Source organism: Pseudomonas sp. RC2C2 (assembly GCF_018390435.1).
Lineage (GTDB): Bacteria > Pseudomonadota > Gammaproteobacteria > Pseudomonadales > Pseudomonadaceae > Aquipseudomonas > Aquipseudomonas donghuensis.
This window is the reverse complement of record NZ_JAHBAX010000001.1, coordinates 2,148,896-2,165,298: the sequence shown is the minus strand read 5'-3', so window position 1 is coordinate 2,165,298 and position 16,403 is coordinate 2,148,896. Positions and strand designations below refer to the sequence as shown.

Genomic DNA, 16,403 nt, shown 5'->3' with positions numbered 1-16,403 from the left:
GACAGAAACAAAGCGTTAGCGTTTGTCCAGCGAGTAGACGAAAGGCGCGATCACTTCAATGCTGCCGTTGTTGAGCAATTCCTTTGGTGGCGGTGGTACCGGTTGCGCGCGGCGGATCATCTCCAGGGTCGCCCGATCCAGTGCCGCGCTGCCCGAACCACCGGCCAGGGCGTAGGAAAGGATCTTGCCCTCGCCATCGACCACAAAGCGCAGACGGTTGATGCCTTCCATACGCAGGCGCCGGGCGTTTTCCGGGTAGCGCTTGTACTTCGCCAGGTGACGCAGCAGGTCGCTTTGCCAGGTCGGCAAGGCATTGCTGTTGGTGGCGATGCTCGGTGCCGGGGCCGCCGATTTCTGTGCCGGTGCGGTAGTTGGCGGTGTATCGACCACTTCCTCGTCGGCGGGCTTCTCCTGCGGCGGCTCAGGCTTTTTCTCAGGCTTGGGCGGCTGCGGTTTGGCCTTCGGTTTGACCGGCTTGGCGATGGCGATTTTCGGTTTTGGCGCCTCGGCCAGTTTCGGCAGCGGCGGTTCTTCGACCGGCGCTGGCGGCTGTGGCGGTGTGACCACCTTCGGTGGAGGTGGCGGTGCCGGTTCGGGCATCGGTGCCATTTCGATCATCATTGCCGCAGGCGGCAACTCGATCGCTTGGGGTACCGACCAATTGAGCGTCAGCAACACGGCAACGGCATGGATACCCAGCACAATCGCCAGACTACTGCTGTAACGCGCCAGCTTATGCCGCGTCTTGATCATTTCTTGGCTGCCGTCTCAAGGCCGACCAGACCGACTTTCAGGTAACCGGCCGCGCGCAGCGTGTTCATGACTTCCATCAGATCGCCGTAATCCACGCCTTTGTCAGCCTGGAAGAAGATCGTGGTGTCCTTGTCGCCCTTGGTCTTGGCGTCGAGAATCGCCCCGAGCTGGTCAGGCTGGACCTGATCGTCGCCGACGTAGAGTTTCTGGTCAGCCTTGACGCTGAGGAACACCGGTTTCTCGGGCCTCGGCGCAGGTTTGGCGGTCGAGGCTGGCAGGTCGACCTTGATGTCGACGGTTGCCAGTGGCGCTGCCACCATGAAGATGATCAGCAGGACCAACATCACGTCGATGAACGGCGTAACGTTGATTTCGTGGTTTTCGGCGAGGTCGTCGCCACCTTCGTTCAGATGCAGGCCCATGGCTTAGCCCGCTTTGACCATGTGAGGTGCAACTGCGCGTTCGCCTGGCTGGTGATCCAGGTCGCGGCTGACCAGCAGCAGGACCTCGGCCGAGGCATCGGACACCTGGGCCTTGTAGCCGGCGATGGAGCGGGCGAAGACGTTGTAGATGACCACGGCAGGAATTGCTGCAACCAGGCCCAGGGCGGTCGCCAGCAATGCTTCGGCGATACCTGGGGCAACCACGGCAAGGTTGGTGGTCTGGGTTTTGGCGATGCCGATGAAGCTGTTCATGATGCCCCAGACGGTACCGAACAGACCGACGAACGGTGCGGTGGAACCGATGGTGGCCAGCACGCCGGTGCCGCTGCTCATGTTGCGGCCGCTGGCGGCGACCAGGCGCTCGAGGCGGAAACTGACGCGCTCCTTGATGCCTTCTTTCTCGCGGGAATTGGCCGAGAGGCGCATTTCATCCAGGGCATCGTGGACCAGGACATGGGCCAGGGTGCCTTCTTTGCTGGCACTGTCGCTGGCTTCCTTGAGGGTGGTCGCGCGTTTGAGTGCAGCGATCTCGCCCCGCAGGCGGCGCTTGGCGCCCAGCAGCTCGAAGCCTTTGGCGATCCAGATGGTCCAGGTGATGATCGAGGCGATAGCCAGGCCGATCATGACAATCTTGACCACGATGTCGGCGTTTTTGTACATGCCCCACGGCGACAGGTCGTGGGCCATTCCCAGGCTGGTGTCTTCAACCAGTGCTTCAACGCTTTCGTCGGCAGGGTTGGCTACCTGGCCATCGATCGGTGCAGCGGCAGGCGCGGCAGCCGGGTCGGTCGCTGCAGCCTGTTCGGCGCCTGGCGCGGCCGGTGCTACAGCAGCGGCTGGAGTGGCGGGAGCGGTAGTTGGCTCATCGGCCAGAGCGACGGGTGCCATCACCAGGCTGAACATCAGCGCGGCAATGGCGCGCCATGCGCGCGACATGGTTGGCGAAGCGGAAGGTTGGATACGTGTCATGCTGGCCTGACCTGATGAAGAAGAAAGAGGTGGTTGTCCTTCCAGGCCTCGAGACAGGCCGAGAACAAAATTGGGTAGCCATTATTGCAAGTAATTCTTGTTAGCAGAAGTAATAAAGTTACTTTTTTTCCACCATAGCTAGCCGCCTATCGATTTATTTGGATAGGCTGGGCCTTTGATTTACGGAGTTTCGGGATGTCTGCGCCCTCAGTTCTGATCGTCGGTTGTGGCGATGTCGGTGGCCGTCTGGCCAAGCAATTGCTGGCTTCTGGCTGGCCGGTGAGCGGCCTGCGCCGCAGTGTTGGCCAATTGCCAGAAGGGGTGGCGGCCATCGCGGCCGACTTGAACGATCCGCGCTGTCCGGCCGCCTGGCCGGTTGACGCGCCGGATTACCTGGTCTACAGCGTCGCGGCGAGCCAGCATGACGAAGCCGGCTATCAAGCTGCTTATGTTGACGGCCTGCGCAACGTGCTGGGCTGGCTGGCCGAGCGCAAGCAAGCGCCGCGGCGTCTGCTGTTTGTCTCGAGCAGCAGCGTGTATGCGCAGAAGGACGGTGAGTGGATTGATGAAAGCGCTGCCGTGGAGCCTGAAGGCTATTCGGGCAAGGTCATGCTCGAAGCCGAGCGCCTGGCCTTGGCCAGCGGTATTCCCGCTACCATCGTGCGCCTCACCGGCATCTACGGGCCGGGCCGCGAATGGTTGCTGAGCCAGGTCCGCCAGGGCTATCGGGTGACGGAAGAGCCACCGCTGTACGGCAACCGCATTCATGCTGAAGATGCGGCCGGGCTGCTGGCTTTTCTGCTCAAGGCCGATCACCGGGGCGATGCCCTGGACGATTGTTACATCGGCGTCGACGACGCGCCGGCGCCATTGTTTGACGTGGTCGCCTGGCTGCGTGAGTACATGGGCGTTACCCAGTGGTCGGAACAGGAGCGGGTGCGGCGCACCGGCAGCAAGCGTTGCAGCAACGCCCGGGCCCGGGCACTGGGCTGGGCGCCACAGTACCCAAGCTACAAGGAAGGCTATGCCGCCATCCTTGCCGGCAGCCTTTAACCCTTACTGACGCTCAAGCAGCCAGCGACGGGTGCCAGGATGCAGATCCGGCATCTCGTCGGCCTTGGCCTGGTTGACGGCCTGGAAGATTTCCAGTTGTTTGCCGTCACGCTTGAAGATCCACGGATTGCCCTGCTGGTTGCGTTCCAGCCACAGGCTGTCGTACTCGCCGCTCATGGCCGCGCAATCGCCGGCCAGGCACAGGGCGTAGCGATCCAGGCCGGGCAGGCCATCGAGGCTGCCGTTGGCGCGAAAATGTGCCACCGCTCCCTGTCCCGGGCCCTCGACAATCTTCCAGTCGCCACCCAGGTAGGCGCTATAAAGCGCAGTTTCAAAGGTGGTGCCGACGGGGGCGTCGATGGGGGCCGGTGTTTCAGCGCGCTGGAAACTCTGCTGGCCATTGGCGTCGCTGGCGGCTTGCACCAGTTCATCGCCATCCAGGTTCAGGGTTTCGGCGTAGTTGCCGTAGAAGTCAACTTCCCACTGGCCGTCCTTGAGCGCCTTGAGCTTGCCATCGCCGGCTTCGAAGCCATTGCTGTAGGCGGCCTGGCCAGCAGCGATATTGACCTTCCACTCAAGGTTCGGGCCATTGGCGAGCAGGGCCTGGCGCAAGTTGGAGCCTTTGGCGGCGGTGTCGATGGCGTTTTGATTGATCCAGGTACCGTTGAGGTCTTCCGGGCTGTGGCTGGCGCAGCCGCTCAACAGGGTGGCGAGCAGCGACAGGGCGAGCGCGTAGCGCATGGCGGGGGTCCTTGCAGGGGCGGGGGATGAAGGCGCGCCGGGCGACGCGCCTTCGCAGGTGTTACTCGATGACCAGGATGGCATCCATTTCAACCTGCGAACCCTTCGGCAGGGCAGCAACGCCGATGGCGGCGCGGGCCGGGTACGGCTGGTCGAAGTACTTGCCCATGATCTCGTTGACCTTGGCGAAGTGGCTCAGGTCGGTGAGGAAGATGTTCAGCTTGACGATGTCCTTGAACGAACCGCCAGCAGCTTCAGCAACGGCCTTGAGGTTTTCGAAGACCTGAACGGTCTGGGCTTCGAAGCCTTCGACCAGCTCCATGGTTTTTGGGTCCAGCGGGATCTGCCCGGACATGTACACCGTGTTGCCGGCCTTGATCGCCTGGGAGTAGGTGCCGATGGCGGCCGGGGCCTTGTCACTGGTGATGACGGTCTTGGTCATGATGACTCCTTGCTGTTATTGGGCTACGCACGCATGCGGGTGATTCGGATCACACCGGCCAGGGCGCGCAGTTTCTTGATCACGCGTGCCAGGTGCACGCGGTCGTGCACGCTGACCACCAGTTGGACCACGCTGATGCGACCATCGCGTTCATCCATGCTGATTTTCTCGATATTGCCGTCGGCGGCGTTGACGCTGCTGGCCAGCAGGGCGATCAGGCCGCGCTGGTGCTCAAGCTCCACGCGCAGCTCGACGTTGAATTCGCCAGTGACATCCTTGGCCCAGGACAGCTGGATGCACTTTTCCGGGTTGTGGCGGATTTCGCTGATGTTGCGGCAGTTTTCCAGGTGCACCACCATGCCTTTGCCGGCCGACAGGTGGCCGACAATCGGGTCGCCCGGGATCGGGGTACAGCATTTGGCGTAGCTCAGCACCAGGCCTTCGGTGCCGCGGATCGCCAGCGGGCCTTCCGGGCTTGGCAATTGCTCGCCCTCGGTGGACAGCAGGCGGCGGGCCACCACGTAGGCCATGCGGTTGCCCAGGCCGATGTCTTCGAGCAGGTCTTCGATCAGCTCCAGGCGGTATTCGCCGAGCATGGCCTGGATGCGTTCCTGGGGGATCTTGTCCAGGGCGCTGTCGAAACCGTTGAGGACCTTGTTCAGCAGGCGTTCGCCCAGGCTGATGGATTCCGAGCGGCGCTGCAGCTTGAGCGCATGGCGGATGTGCGTGCGTGCCTTGCCGGTCACCACGAAATTGAGCCAGGCCGGGTTCGGTCGCGCGCCCGGGGCGCTGACGATCTCGACCGTCGAGCCGCTTTGCAGTGGCTCGGACAGCGGTGCCAGGCGGCGGTTGATGCGGCAGGCGATGCAGCTGTTGCCGACGTCGGTGTGCACCGCGTAGGCGAAGTCGACCGCCGTGGAGCCTTTGGGCAGCTCCATGATCCGGCCCTTGGGCGTGAACACGTAGACCTCGTCCGGGAACAGGTCGATCTTCACGCTCTCGATGAATTCGAGGGAGTTGCCTGCGCGTTGCTGCATTTCCAGCACGCCTTTGACCCACTGGCGCGCCCGGGCATGGGTGCCCTTGGGCTGCTCGTCGTCACTGGACTTGTACAGCCAGTGGGCGGCGATGCCGTTGTTGGCCATCTCTTCCATTTCGCGGGTGCGGATCTGGATCTCGATGGGCACGCCGTGCATGCCGAACAGCGTGGTATGCAGCGACTGGTAACCGTTGGCCTTGGGGATCGCGATGTAATCCTTGAAGCGCCCCGGTAGCGGCTTGTACAGGTTGTGCACGGCGCCGAGCACGCGGTAGCAGGTGTCGACCTTGTCGACGATGATGCGAAACGCGTAGACGTCCATGATCTCGTTGAAGGCCCGGCGTTTGCCGCGCATCTTCTTGTAGATGCCATAGAGGTGCTTCTGCCGGCCGCTGACTTCGCCCTCGATGCCGTCGACCGCCAGGCAGTGAGCCAGCGATTCTTCGATCTTGTTGACGATTTCCTTGCGGTTGCCGCGGGCGCGCTTGACCGCCTGGTAGATGCGCGCCGAGCGCATCGGGTGCATGGCCTTGAAACCGAGGTCTTCGAACTCTACGCGCACACTGTGCATGCCCAGGCGGTTGGCGATGGGCGCGTAGATTTCCAGGGTCTCTTTGGCGATGCGCCGGCGTTTTTCGCCGGACAGTACCTCGAGGGTACGCATGTTGTGCAGGCGGTCGGCCAGCTTGACCAGGATCACGCGGATATCCCGGGCCATGGCCATGGCCATTTTCTGGAAGTTCTCCGCCTGGGCTTCGGCCTTGGTTTCGAAGTTCATCTGGGTCAGCTTGCTGACGCCGTCGACCAGTTCGGCCACGGTTTCGCCAAATTGCGAGCTGAGCGCTTCCTTGGCGATGCCGGTGTCTTCGATCACGTCATGCAGCATGGCCGCCATCAGGCTCTGATGGTCCATGTGCATGTCGGCAAGGATGCTTGCCACCGCCAGCGGATGCGTGACGTAGGCTTCGCCGCTGCGACGGCGCTGGCCGTCGTGGGCTTGTTCGGCGTAGAAATACGCCCGGCGCACCAGGTTGACCTGGTCGGCGCCGAGGTAGGTCGACAAGCGATCGGCGAGGGCGTCTATGCTCGGCATGGGGTTACCTCCTGCCGAGGGACGGGGACCGGCGCCGTACTACGTCGACCAGGCATGGGCTTAGACCGCCTCGTTGGCCTCTTCCTCACCGAATGCGGCGAAGACCGGCTCTTCGTGACGGATCTCTTCTGCGGCCATGAACTCTGGAGTGCAGATGCCTTCAGCGATTTCGCGCAGGGCGACGACGGTAGGCTTGTCGTTTTCCCATGCCACTTTCGGCTCTTTGCCGCCGGTGGCCAGTTGACGAGCACGACGAGTCGAGAGCATGACCAGCTCAAAACGGTTATCCACGTGTTCTAGGCAGTCTTCAACGGTTACGCGGGCCATGGTCTTCCTCAAGTAGCAAATGCGGTGTTCAGCCCGAATGGGCGAGCGGACTCGATAGTTTAAAAAATCACCAGCCTTTAGGGAAGCGTTGATTTCATTTCCAGTCCTTGATACCTCGACGATACCTAGTTAAAGGCCTCTAACACAACTGTCTTGAATTTTACTGTCGGCCCAGGGCATCCCGCAGGCGTGGGGTCAATTCGTCGAACAGCGTCTGCACCGAACGCAAAGCCCGACAATCCGGACGGGTCAGCAGCCACAGTTCGGTGTCGCAGCCAGGCAGCGGATCGCTCAGTCGCTCCACCCCCGGCAGGGTATGGGCCATGTAGTCGGGCAGGGCGGCAACGCCCAGGCCGGCGCTGACCAGTTGGGCTATCGCCGAGATGCCACTGCAGCGGTACTTGGGCATCACGCCGGGCATGTGCTCGCTGCGCCAGACCACCGTTGGGTGATCCTGCATGGCATCGTCCGGGGCGATCCACGCAACGCTGGTGGGGTTTTCGGCCAGGCGTTGACGAAACTCCTCGCGACCGCAGATCACATAAGACGCCGCGCCCAGGCAACGTCCTACCAGGTGTTCCGGCGGCGTATTGGTCAGGCGCAGGGCCAGGTCGGCATCACGCCGGCTGAGGTTGGCAAAGGTGTTGGAGGTCGCCAGCTCCAGCGATAGCGCCGGGTAGGCCGGCATGAACTCGGCCAGCGCCGGCAGCAGCAGGCTGTGCAGCACGGCGTCGGTGCAGGTCAGGCGCACCGTGCCGCTGACCACTTGCTCACCGTGCTCCAGCGCCACCCGCGCGGCATCCAGCGCCTGCTCGGCGCGCTCGGCCTGTTCGGCCAGGGCCTGGGCGGTGCCGGTGGGGATGTAACCCTTGCGGCTTTTGACGAACAACGCGGTACCCAGGGCGGCTTCCATGCGCCGAATCGAACGAAAAACAGTCGATACATCGACCTTCAGCAGCTCGGCTGCCTTGGCCAGGGAGCGGCCGCGAACCAGTGCGAGCACCAGAGAAAGGTCGGCGTGGCTGATCTGATATTGCATGGATGCACTCTTTACTTGCCTAAATGCCAATGTCTGTTGCGTGGGGGCCATTCTATAGTGAGGCGGCAGTCGCGAATCAAGTCACGATGTTTACAGAAGAATCTGGAACGTCCGTGCGAAGCCGCGGCGCCCAGCTGTTCCCCACGATGGGACCACTTAAAAGAACAAATGAAACCATCGCCGCTCCCGATAGCGCAGTAGTACCTCCTCCATGTCGTTCGATAAAAAATCAAAGGATGCCTAGCCATGACGTCGGTCTCCCCGTGCGCCATCCCTCTCGATGAGATGGGTGAATTTCTCCAGGCCCACCCTGAGGTGCAATTTGTCGATCTGCTGATTGCAGACATGAACGGCGTGGTGCGTGGCAAGCGCATCGAGCGTGCAAGCCTGGTCAAGGTCTACGAAAAAGGCATCAATCTGCCGGCTTCACTGTTTGCCCTGGACATCAACGGCTCGACCGTCGAAAGCACCGGCCTGGGCCTGGACATCGGCGATGCCGACCGCATCTGCTATCCGATCCCCGGCACCCTTGCTTATGAGCCCTGGCAGAAACGCCCGACCGCGCAATTGCTGATGACCATGCACGAGCTGGACGGCACGCCATTCTTTGCCGACCCGCGGGAAGTGCTGCGTAGCGTGGTGGAGAAGTTCGACGCGCTGGGCCTGGACATCTGCGCGGCGTTCGAGCTTGAGTTCTATCTGATCGACCAGGACAACCTCAATGGCCGTCCGCAACCACCGCGCTCGCCGATCTCCGGCAAGCGCCCGCAGTCGACCCAGGTGTACCTGATCGACGATCTTGATGAATACGTCGATTGCCTGCAGGACATGCTCGAAGCCGCCAAGGAGCAGGGCATTCCGGCGGATGCGATCGTCAAGGAAAGCGCCCCGGCACAGTTCGAGGTCAATCTGCACCACGTCGCCGACCCGATGAAGGCCTGCGACTACGCGGTGTTGCTCAAGCGCCTGATCAAGAACATCGCCTACGACCATGAAATGGACTCCACCTTCATGGCCAAGCCCTACCCGGGCCAAGCCGGCAACGGCCTGCATGTGCACATTTCGTTGCTGGACAAGAAAACCGGCAAGAACATTTTCACCAGCGAAGACCCCGAGCAAAGCGAAACCCTGCGCCACGCCATCGGTGGCGTGCTGGAGACCATGCCGGCGTCGATGGCCTTTCTGTGCCCGAATATCAACTCCTACCGGCGTTTCGGTGCCCAGTTCTATGTGCCCAATGCGCCAAGCTGGGGCCTGGACAACCGTACCGTCGCCGTCCGCGTGCCGACCGGCAGCAGCGATGCCGTGCGCATCGAGCACCGTGTCGCCGGCGCTGACGCCAACCCCTACCTGATGATGGCGGCGATTCTCGCCGGTATCCATCACGGCCTGACCAACCAGATCGAGCCGGGAGCGCCTATCGAAGGCAACTCCTACGAGCAGTTGGAACAGAGCCTGCCGAACAACCTGCGCGATGCGCTGCGTGAGCTCGATGACAGTGAAGTGCTGAACAAATACATCAGCCCGGACTACATCGATATTTTTGTCGCCTGCAAGGAAAGCGAGATGGCTGAGTTCGAAGTGTCGATTTCCGACCTCGAATACAACTGGTACCTGCACACGGTGTGACGCCGGAGAGAACAACAATGACAACAGCACCACGCCAACACTGGGAACAGCTTTTCCAGAGCCTGACCATCGAAGGCCGCGCCTTTATCGACGGCCAGTACTGCGCCAGTGTGTCCGGCGAGACCTTCGAGTGCGCAAGCCCGGTCGACGGCCGCCAACTGGCACAGATCGCCAGCTGTGACAGCGCCGACGCCGAACGTGCGGTGGCCGCTGCCCGGCGCAGTTTCGACAGCGGCATCTGGGCTGAGCAGGCCCCGGCCCAGCGCAAGCGGGTGCTGATCGCCTTTGCTGATTTACTTCTGGCAAATGCCGAAGAACTGGCATTGCTGGAAACCCTGGACATGGGCAAGCCGATTGCCGATTCCCTGAGCATCGACATTCCGGCCGCGGCCAACGCCATCCGCTGGAATGCCGAAGCCATCGACAAGATTTACGACGAAGTTGCTGCGACCCCGTCCGACCAGCTGGGTTTGGTCACCCGCTCGCCGGTCGGCGTGGTCGCGGCCATTGTTCCGTGGAACTTTCCACTGATGATGGCCTGCTGGAAACTCGGCCCGGCCCTGGCCACCGGTAACTCGGTGATCCTCAAGCCGTCCGAAAAGTCGCCGCTGACCGCCATTCGCATCGCCCAATTGGCGATCGAAGCGGGTCTGCCGGCCGGTGTACTCAACGTGCTGCCAGGCTACGGCCATACCGTCGGCAAGGCCCTGGCCCTGCATATGGATGTCGACACCCTGGTGTTCACCGGCTCCACCCGTATCGCCAAGCAACTGATGGTCTACGCCGGTGAGTCGAACATGAAGCGGGTCTGGCTCGAAGCCGGTGGCAAGAGCCCGAACATCGTCTTCGCCGACGCGCCGGACCTGCAGGCGGCCGCCGAAGCCGCGGCCAGCGCTATCGCCTTCAACCAGGGCGAGGTGTGCATTGCCGGTTCGCGCCTGCTGGTCGAGCGCAGCATCAAGGCGCGCTTCCTGCCAATGGTGGTCGAGGCTCTCAAGGCCTGGAAGCCTGGCCATGCGCTGGACCCGGACACCCGGGTCGGTGCCCTGGTGGACACCACCCAGCTGGATACCGTGCTTGGTTACATCGAAGCCGGTAAGGCTGACGGTGCCACCCTGGTCACCGGCGGTGAGCGAGTACTGGAAGACACCTGCGGCGTGTATGTGCAGCCGGCGATCTTCGACGGCGTCACCAATGCCATGCGTATCGCCCGCGAAGAAATCTTCGGCCCGGTGCTGTCGGTGATCACCTTCGACAGCCCTGAAGAAGCCATCGCCATCGCCAACGACTCGCCTTTCGGCCTGGCTGCGGCGGTATGGACCAGCAACATTTCCCGTGCCCACAACACCGCTCGCGCCCTACGTGCTGGCAGCGTCTGGGTCAACCAGTACGATGGCGGCGACATGACCGCCCCGTTCGGCGGCTTCAAGCAGTCGGGCAATGGCCGGGACAAATCGCTGCACGCTCTCGACAAATACACCGAACTCAAGGCGACCTGGATCAAGCTGTAAGGGAGGGTGAACCCATGCAAACTACCGCCGCAATGTCGCCTTTGATTGGCGTTTCCGCTTGCCGCCAGCAACTGGGCAAGAACTCGTCGCACACCGTTGGCGACAAATATGTCGAGGCCGCAGGCTTTGCCGGGATCCCCCTGATCCTCCCGGCAAGGGCAGAGCCCAGCGACCCGCGCCGTGTGCTAGAGCGGCTCGATGGCATTCTTTTTACCGGTTCGCCTTCAAATGTCGAGCCGCATCATTACAATGGCGCCCCCAGCGTGGAAGGGACCAAGCACGACGTGTTTCGCGATCGGCTGACCCTGCCGCTGCTGCAGGCCGCGATTGCCGACGGCGTGCCGGTGTTCTGCATCTGCCGTGGTTTCCAGGAACTCAACGTGGCCCTCGGCGGTACCTTGCACCAGCGCGTGCAGGAGCTGCCGGGCTACCTGGATCATCGCGAGCCGCAGGATGCCCCGCTGGAAGAACAGTACAGCCCCCGTCACCTGGTCATTGTCCAGCCCGGCGGGCTGTTCGAGCGCCTGGGGATGGAGCACAGCTTCATGGTCAATTCGCTGCACGGCCAGGGTATCGATCGCCTGGCCGACGGCTTGCGAGCCGAAGCATTGGCCCCCGATGGACTGGTCGAAGCGGTGTCCATGGATGACGCCCCAGGCTTTGTGGTCGGTGTGCAATGGCACCCCGAGTACCGCTTTGCCGACAACCCGGTCTCGCTGCGCCTGTTCCAGGCGTTCCGTGAGGCATGCCTGGCCCGTGCCACGGGTGAGCAGATCCGGGAGAAGACCCTATGAGGTCAGCCGGTTGATCCGGGCTTGAAGTACCACGCAACAAGTTTCAGTGAGTGAAAGCGGACATCCCGCGGGGTGTCCTGAAAAACAATACCAATATTGGCGGCAACTACTCATGAGTGAACACAAAGCAGGCCTGTCTCCAGGTGAGGGCGGGCGATCCAAGGGGCTGGCCAAGGGCCGGCTCGGACTGCTGGCCAGCATCGTGCTGGGCATTTCCACCATTGCCCCGGTTTATACCCTGACTGGCGCGCTGGGCCCGACCGTGCGTGAAGTCGGGGCTCATCTGCCGGCGGTATTCATCGTTGGCTTCCTGCCGATGCTGCTGGTGGCCCTGGGTTATCGTGAGCTGAATGCGGCCGAGCCGGACAGCGGTACTTCCTTTACCTGGTCGGCGCGGGCATTCGGCCCGATGATCGGTTGGATCGGCGGCTGGGGGCTGGTCACCGCGACCACCATCGTGCTGTCAAACCTGGCCGGGGTGGCCGTCGACTTCTTCTATTTATTCCTTGGGCAGATCTCCGGCAGCCACGAGGTGGCTGCGCTGAGCGACAACCTGCTGGTCAATGTGGTCACCTGCTGCGTGTTCATCGCCATGGCGGTGTGGATCTGCTGTCGCGGCATCGCCACGACCATGACCGTGCAGTACGGTCTGGTGGCGTTGCAACTGGTGGTGTTGGTGGGCTTTGCCATGGCCGCGTTTGGCGAGTCTTCGGCGACGCCGCCGCTGGCGTTCGATCTGGACTGGTTCAACCCCTTCGGTGTTGAGTCGTTCTCGGCTTTTACCGCCGGCCTGTCGCTGTCGATTTTCATCTTCTGGGGCTGGGACGTGTGCCTGAGCATCAGTGAAGAATCGGTGGGCAGCGGTGATACCCCCGGCCGCGCGGCGACCCTGACGGTGCTGCTGATCCTGGGGTTGTACCTGGTCACGGCGATTGCCACGCTGCAGTTTGCCGGTATCGGTGATATCGGCCTGGGCCTGAACAACCCACGCATCCAGGAAAACGTCTTCGCCCACCTGGCCGGTCCGGTGATGGGGCCGTTGGCGATCCTGATGTCGATCGCCGTGCTGGCCAGTACTGCTGCTTCACTGCAGTCCACCTTCGTGTCGCCGGCGCGTACATTGCTGGCCATGGGGTATTACGGCGCTGTGCCGGAGCGCTTCGCCAGCGTCTGCCCGCGCTCGAAAACCCCGCGGTACGCCACCATCTGCGCTGGCATGGCAGCAGGGGTGTTCTATGTGACCATGCGGACCCTGAGCGAAAACGTTCTGGCCGACACCATCACCGCCCTGGGCATGATGATCTGCTTCTACTATTCGCTGACCGCCTACGCCTGCGTCTGGTACTTCCGCCACAGCCTGTTCGACAGCCTGCGGCACTTCCTGATGCGTGGCCTGTGCCCATTGCTCGGTGGCGGCATTCTCTCGGTGATCTTTCTGCAGACAGCCATCGACAGCGCCTCGCCGTCGTTCGGCAGCGGTTCACATGTGGGTGGGTTGGGCCTGGTGTTCGTGATCGCGATGATCATCACCGTGCTCGGCCTGGTGCTGATGCTGCTGTCACGCCTGCGTGCGCCGGCGTTTTTCCTGGGCATGACCCTGCATCGTCACGCCACGGTCTCCAGCCGCCGCTAAGCGGCTGGAGTGGCCGGTTGCTCAGGCAAGCAGTTGCTTGAGCAGCTGGCCATGACGCTGCTGCTGGTTGGCCTGCAGCAAGCGATTGGCGCGGAACACCGCCTTGAGGTCTTCCAGTGCCGTGGCGAAGTCATCATTGATGATGACGAAGTCATACTCGTCGTAGTGACTCATCTCGCTCACCGCTTCACGCATCCGTCCTTCGATGATCTCGTCGCTGTCCTGGCCGCGGTTGGTCAGGCGTTGGCGCAGGGCCTCCTGGGTCGGTGGCAGGATGAAGATCGAGCGCGCCCCGGGCATCAGCTTGCGCACCTGCTGGGCGCCTTGCCAGTCGATCTCGAGGATCAGGTCCTGGCCCTGGTCGAGCGCCTGTTGCAGCGCGCTGCGCGAGGTGCCGTAGAAGTTACCGAAGACCTCGGCCTGTTCGAGGAAGTCGCCTTGCTCGATCATCAGCTTGAACGCGGTGTGCTCGACGAAGTGATAGTTCACGCCGTGCACTTCGCCTGGGCGCATGGCCCGGGTGGTGTGCGAGACCGAGACCTGGATGCTGCTGTCAGCGTCGATCAGGGCTTTGACCAGGCTGGTCTTGCCGGCGCCGGAGGGGGCCGAAACGATGTAGAGGGTGCCGCTGCTGTGATTCATGGTCGGGGTGGCCTTACTCAATGTTCTGTACTTGTTCACGCATCTGCTCGATCAGTACCTTGAGGTTGACCGCGGACTGGGTGCTGCGTGGGTCGAAGGCTTTGGAGCCCAGGGTGTTGGCTTCTCGGTTGAGCTCCTGCATCAGGAAGTCCAGGCGCCGGCCGGCGGCGCCGCCGGACTTGAGCACCCGGCGCACTTCGGTGACGTGGGTGCTCAAACGGTCGAGCTCTTCGGCAACGTCGCTCTTTTGCGCGAGCAGGACCATTTCCTGTTCCAGTCGCTGCGGGTCGAGCTCGGCCTGCATGTCGGTGAAGCGGTCGAGGATCTTCTGCCGTTGCGCGGCGAGCATCTGCGGTACCAGCGCGCGCAAGGTGGTGACCTCGCTGGCCATGCTGTCCAGGCGCTCGTTGATCAACCGGGCGAGCTCGCTGCCTTCGCGGTTGCGGCCGTTCTTCAGCTCGTTCAGGGCTTCTTCGAACAGGGTCATGGCCTCGTTGTTGAGCGCCTGCGGGTCGCTGGCATCGGCCACCAGTACACCAGGCCAGGCCAGTACTTCGAGTGGGTTGAGCGGCGCCGGCTGCTTGATCAGGCTGGCCACCGTCTCGGCGGCGGCAACCAGTTGCGCGGCCCGCTCGCGGTCGACCTGCAAGGCCTTGCCGTTGTTCTCTTCGTTGAAGCGCAGGGTACACTCGACCTTGCCGCGCGACAGGCCCTGGCGCAGGCTTTCGCGTACGGCGCCTTCGAGGTCGCGGAAGGCTTCCGGGAGGCGCAGGTGCGGCTCCAGGTAGCGATGATTGACCGAGCGCAGTTCCCAGATCAGGGTGCCCTGGCTACCGGCGCGCTCGACACGAGCAAAAGCGGTCATGCTGTGCACCATGGGAAGTACCTCGCGCAATAGATGAAAGAAAGCCAACGGCTGAAGGCGCAGGATTGTAGCGCAGTGCGGCGCTGGCTCCCAATCCACTGATGTTACAAACAGTCAGGGCGCCTCTGGAAAAACCTGACCTGCGGCCCTGGGCCCCCTGTTTCGGGCCCTGCGACAATAGGCGTGTCCTCAGCGCCCGGCGCGCTCTATAATGCTGGGCAGATTCAAGTCCAGTACAGGTATCCCAAATGAAACGTCCAAGTGGTCGCGCTGCCGATCAGCTCCGCTCGATCCGCATCACCCGCAACTACACCAAACACGCCGAGGGGTCAGTACTGGTCGAGTTCGGTGACACCAAAGTCATCTGCACCGTCAGTGTCGAGAACGGTGTCCCGCGCTTCCTCAAGGGCCAGGGCCAGGGCTGGCTGACTGCCGAGTACGGCATGCTGCCGCGCTCTACCGGTGAGCGTAACCAGCGCGAAGCCAGCCGCGGCAAGCAAGGCGGCCGCACCCTCGAAATCCAGCGCCTGATCGGCCGCTCCCTGCGCGCTGCGCTGGACATGAGCAAGCTGGGCGACATCACCCTGTACGTCGACTGCGACGTGATTCAGGCCGATGGCGGCACCCGTACCGCTTCGATCACCGGCGCCATGGTCGCCCTGGTCGACGCCCTGCGCGTGGTCAAAAAGCGTGGTGGCCTGAAGGGCGGTGACCCGCTCAAGCACATGATCGCTGCCGTTTCGGTGGGCATGTACCAGGGTGAGCCGGTGCTCGACCTGGACTACCTCGAAGACTCGGCCGCCGAGACCGACCTGAACGTGGTGATGACCAGCCAGGGTGGCTTCATCGAAGTACAGGGCACCGCCGAAGGCGCGCCATTCCAGCCTGAAGAGCTCAATGCCATGCTGGCGCTGGCGCAAAAGGGCATGATCGACCTGTTCGAACTGCAGAAGGCCTCGCTGGCCGACTGATCCGCACATGGCAAGGAGCAGAGCATGACCGAGCAACCGTTGCAGTTGCCCACCCCCAACACCGAGATCCGGCAATGGGCAATGTTCTGCCACCTCGCTGCCTTGCTCGGCCTGGTCTTTCCGCTGGGCAACCTGCTGGGACCGTTGGTGATGTGGATCTGGAAGAAAGACCTGGATCCGTTCATCGATGCCCAGGGCAAGGAAGCGCTGAACTTTCAGATCACCGTGTTCCTGGCCTCGATCATCTGCTTTGCGCTGATGTTCGTGCTGGTGGGTATCGTACTGTTCGGCATGCTGATGGTTGCCGTGCTGATCCTCACTATTGTTGCCGGGGTCAAAGCCAACGAAGGTCAGCCGTATCGCTACCCGCTGACCTGGCGGCCGATCAAATAATGATCAGCTAAAAGTTCCAGCCACAAAAAAGCCGACGCGAAGTCGGCTTTTTTGTGGCTGGAACCA

Annotated in this window: 17 protein-coding genes; 7 read left to right on the top strand and 10 right to left on the bottom strand. The window is 62.5% G+C overall.

The genetic code is table 11. The features are described 5' to 3' along the window. Positions 1–15: 15 nt before the first annotated feature. Genes KHO53_RS10070 through exbB form a run of 3 tightly spaced genes read right to left on the bottom strand, consistent with a single transcriptional unit; the run spans position 16 to position 2,165 of the window. Positions 16–753 carry an energy transducer TonB gene (locus tag KHO53_RS10070; protein ID WP_036995244.1) on the bottom strand — a complete coding sequence of 246 codons (738 nt, stop codon included), beginning with the start codon at positions 751–753 and terminating at the stop codon, positions 16–18. Further along, on the bottom strand, positions 750–1,175 hold the full coding sequence (exbD, locus tag KHO53_RS10065; RefSeq protein WP_010225911.1) for a TonB system transport protein ExbD: 426 nt from the start codon (positions 1,173–1,175) through the stop codon (positions 750–752). Before exbD ends, KHO53_RS10070 begins: the two co-directional genes overlap by 4 nt. Positions 1,176–1,178: 3 nt before the next feature. Next, positions 1,179–2,165, bottom strand: a complete 987-nt coding sequence (gene exbB / locus KHO53_RS10060) for a tonB-system energizer ExbB (RefSeq protein WP_213570263.1) — start codon at positions 2,163–2,165, stop codon at positions 1,179–1,181. 195 nt (positions 2,166–2,360) lie between these two features. Here exbB and KHO53_RS10055 point away from each other — a divergent pair, with 195 nt between their 5' ends. Next, on the top strand, positions 2,361–3,218 hold the full coding sequence (locus tag KHO53_RS10055; RefSeq protein WP_010225909.1) for an SDR family oxidoreductase: 858 nt from the start codon (positions 2,361–2,363) through the stop codon (positions 3,216–3,218). Positions 3,219–3,221: 3 nt separating this feature from the next. Here KHO53_RS10055 and KHO53_RS10050 read toward each other — a convergent pair whose 3' ends face one another. From KHO53_RS10050 to KHO53_RS10030, 5 genes are all read right to left on the bottom strand, one after another. Beyond that, on the bottom strand, positions 3,222–3,959 hold the full coding sequence (locus tag KHO53_RS10050; RefSeq protein ID WP_213570262.1) for a hypothetical protein: 738 nt from the start codon (positions 3,957–3,959) through the stop codon (positions 3,222–3,224). Positions 3,960–4,020: 61 nt separating this feature from the next. Next, positions 4,021–4,401, bottom strand: coding sequence for a deaminase RidA (gene ridA / locus KHO53_RS10045; protein WP_003229509.1), 381 nt, complete (start codon positions 4,399–4,401; stop codon positions 4,021–4,023). A 23-nt stretch (positions 4,402–4,424) separates the two neighbouring features. After that, a complete protein-coding gene (gene spoT, locus KHO53_RS10040; RefSeq protein WP_010225903.1) occupies positions 4,425–6,533 on the bottom strand; it encodes a bifunctional GTP diphosphokinase/guanosine-3',5'-bis pyrophosphate 3'-pyrophosphohydrolase in 2,109 nt (702 codons plus the stop codon). A gap of 60 nt (positions 6,534–6,593) precedes the next feature. Further along, on the bottom strand, positions 6,594–6,860 hold the full coding sequence (rpoZ, locus tag KHO53_RS10035; RefSeq protein WP_010225901.1) for a DNA-directed RNA polymerase subunit omega: 267 nt from the start codon (positions 6,858–6,860) through the stop codon (positions 6,594–6,596). 160 nt (positions 6,861–7,020) lie between these two features. Continuing rightward, positions 7,021–7,899, bottom strand: a complete 879-nt coding sequence (locus KHO53_RS10030; protein ID WP_010225899.1) for a LysR family transcriptional regulator — start codon at positions 7,897–7,899, stop codon at positions 7,021–7,023. A 246-nt stretch (positions 7,900–8,145) separates the two neighbouring features. On the opposite strand from KHO53_RS10030, the gene KHO53_RS10025 reads away from it, so the two are divergent. From KHO53_RS10025 to KHO53_RS10010, 4 genes are all read left to right on the top strand, one after another. Continuing rightward, positions 8,146–9,528, top strand: coding sequence for a glutamine synthetase family protein (locus KHO53_RS10025; protein WP_010225896.1), 1,383 nt, complete (start codon positions 8,146–8,148; stop codon positions 9,526–9,528). 17 nt (positions 9,529–9,545) lie between these two features. Beyond that, positions 9,546–11,039 (top strand): aldehyde dehydrogenase, encoded by a 1,494-nt coding sequence (locus KHO53_RS10020; protein WP_036995239.1) that lies wholly within the window; start codon positions 9,546–9,548, stop codon positions 11,037–11,039. 14 nt (positions 11,040–11,053) lie between these two features. Beyond that, complete coding sequence (locus tag KHO53_RS10015; protein WP_100781864.1) at positions 11,054–11,833, top strand: gamma-glutamyl-gamma-aminobutyrate hydrolase family protein; 780 nt, start codon at positions 11,054–11,056, stop codon at positions 11,831–11,833. A 112-nt stretch (positions 11,834–11,945) separates the two neighbouring features. Then, entirely contained in the window at positions 11,946–13,466 is a 1,521-nt protein-coding gene (locus tag KHO53_RS10010; protein WP_010225890.1) for an APC family permease, read from the top strand. Positions 13,467–13,487: 21 nt separating this feature from the next. Here the strand turns inward: KHO53_RS10010 and gmk are convergent, their stop codons facing one another. Beyond that, positions 13,488–14,108: a guanylate kinase gene (gene gmk / locus KHO53_RS10005; protein ID WP_036995236.1), complete on the bottom strand. Its 621-nt coding sequence runs from the start codon at positions 14,106–14,108 to the stop codon at positions 13,488–13,490. Between the two features lie 13 nt (positions 14,109–14,121). Next, on the bottom strand, positions 14,122–14,985 hold the full coding sequence (locus KHO53_RS10000; protein ID WP_010225886.1) for a YicC/YloC family endoribonuclease: 864 nt from the start codon (positions 14,983–14,985) through the stop codon (positions 14,122–14,124). A 236-nt stretch (positions 14,986–15,221) separates the two neighbouring features. Here KHO53_RS10000 and rph point away from each other — a divergent pair, with 236 nt between their 5' ends. Both rph and KHO53_RS09990 read left to right on the top strand, forming a co-directional pair. Next, a complete protein-coding gene (gene rph / locus KHO53_RS09995; RefSeq protein WP_010225884.1) occupies positions 15,222–15,944 on the top strand; it encodes a ribonuclease PH in 723 nt (240 codons plus the stop codon). 24 nt (positions 15,945–15,968) lie between these two features. After that, complete coding sequence (locus KHO53_RS09990) at positions 15,969–16,337, top strand: DUF4870 domain-containing protein (RefSeq protein WP_010225882.1); 369 nt, start codon at positions 15,969–15,971, stop codon at positions 16,335–16,337. Positions 16,338–16,403 lie beyond the last annotated feature (66 nt).

Coding starts and splice junctions, on each gene's coding strand:
- spoT (WP_010225903.1), bottom strand. CDS start 6,533: ATGCCGAGCATAGACGCCCTCGCCGATCGCTTGTCGACCTACCTCGGC.
- KHO53_RS10055 (WP_010225909.1), top strand. CDS start 2,361: ATGTCTGCGCCCTCAGTTCTGATCGTCGGTTGTGGCGATGTCGGTGGC.
- ridA (WP_003229509.1), bottom strand. CDS start 4,401: ATGACCAAGACCGTCATCACCAGTGACAAGGCCCCGGCCGCCATCGGC.
- exbB (WP_213570263.1), bottom strand. CDS start 2,165: ATGACACGTATCCAACCTTCCGCTTCGCCAACCATGTCGCGCGCATGG.
- exbD (WP_010225911.1), bottom strand. CDS start 1,175: ATGGGCCTGCATCTGAACGAAGGTGGCGACGACCTCGCCGAAAACCAC.
- KHO53_RS10000 (WP_010225886.1), bottom strand. CDS start 14,985: ATGGTGCACAGCATGACCGCTTTTGCTCGTGTCGAGCGCGCCGGTAGC.
- KHO53_RS10010 (WP_010225890.1), top strand. CDS start 11,946: ATGAGTGAACACAAAGCAGGCCTGTCTCCAGGTGAGGGCGGGCGATCC.
- rph (WP_010225884.1), top strand. CDS start 15,222: ATGAAACGTCCAAGTGGTCGCGCTGCCGATCAGCTCCGCTCGATCCGC.
- KHO53_RS09990 (WP_010225882.1), top strand. CDS start 15,969: ATGACCGAGCAACCGTTGCAGTTGCCCACCCCCAACACCGAGATCCGG.
- KHO53_RS10030 (WP_010225899.1), bottom strand. CDS start 7,899: ATGCAATATCAGATCAGCCACGCCGACCTTTCTCTGGTGCTCGCACTG.
- KHO53_RS10020 (WP_036995239.1), top strand. CDS start 9,546: ATGACAACAGCACCACGCCAACACTGGGAACAGCTTTTCCAGAGCCTG.
- KHO53_RS10015 (WP_100781864.1), top strand. CDS start 11,054: ATGCAAACTACCGCCGCAATGTCGCCTTTGATTGGCGTTTCCGCTTGC.
- KHO53_RS10050 (WP_213570262.1), bottom strand. CDS start 3,959: ATGCGCTACGCGCTCGCCCTGTCGCTGCTCGCCACCCTGTTGAGCGGC.
- gmk (WP_036995236.1), bottom strand. CDS start 14,108: ATGAATCACAGCAGCGGCACCCTCTACATCGTTTCGGCCCCCTCCGGC.
- rpoZ (WP_010225901.1), bottom strand. CDS start 6,860: ATGGCCCGCGTAACCGTTGAAGACTGCCTAGAACACGTGGATAACCGT.
- KHO53_RS10025 (WP_010225896.1), top strand. CDS start 8,146: ATGACGTCGGTCTCCCCGTGCGCCATCCCTCTCGATGAGATGGGTGAA.
- KHO53_RS10070 (WP_036995244.1), bottom strand. CDS start 753: ATGATCAAGACGCGGCATAAGCTGGCGCGTTACAGCAGTAGTCTGGCG.